We start from the raw sequence: 608 nt of genomic DNA on the forward strand, positions 1-608 counted from the left end.
GGCCTTGGCGACGACCTCGGTGCCCTCGAGGCGACGGGTCAGCGTGCTCGGCTTCTTCTCCAGGATGTGCCTGCGGCCGGTCTGCTCGCGGAGCAGCTTGCCGGTGCCGGTGACCTTGATGCGCTTCTTCGTACCGCTGTGGGGCTTGTGCTTCGGCATGGTGTCCTCAGTCCTGTGCGGTGCCGGTGTCCTCGGTACCCGCGTCGTCGGCGGGCAGCGGCCCGCGGGGGCGGGGCTTGATGTGCTTGTGCGGGGCCAGCACCATGATCATGTTGCGGCCGTCCTGCTTCGGGTTGGACTCCACGACCCCGAGGTCGACGACGTCCTCCGCCAGGCGCTGCAACAAGCGGTAACCCAGCTCGGGTCGAGACTGCTCGCGGCCACGGAACATGATCGTGACCTTGACCTTGTGACCGTGTTCGAGGAAGCGCACCACGTTGCGCTTCTTGGTCTCGTAGTCGTGCGAGTCGATCTTCGGACGGAGCTTCTGCTCCTTGATGACCGTGAGCTGCTGGTTCCTGCGGGACTCGCGGGCCTTCTGCGCGCTCTCGTACTTGAACTTGCCGTAGTCCATGAGCTTGCAGACAGGCGGGCGCGCCTGCGGGGCG

General features: G+C 66.3%; 2 protein-coding genes. Both read right to left on the reverse strand.

What is annotated here, in order from left to right:
* Positions 1 to 159, reverse strand: a 159-nt coding sequence (gene rpmI, locus CCN37_RS37460) for a 50S ribosomal protein L35 (protein WP_086830158.1), incomplete at its 3' end; no start/stop codon positions are given.
* A gap of 7 nt (positions 160 to 166) precedes the next feature.
* Positions 167 to 608, reverse strand: a 442-nt coding sequence (infC, locus tag CCN37_RS37465) for a translation initiation factor IF-3 (protein ID WP_086830160.1), incomplete at its 5' end; no start/stop codon positions are given.

The sequence above is a fragment of the Allokutzneria sp. NRRL B-24872 genome (assembly GCF_002155965.1).
Taxonomy (GTDB): domain Bacteria; phylum Actinomycetota; class Actinomycetes; order Mycobacteriales; family Pseudonocardiaceae; genus Allokutzneria.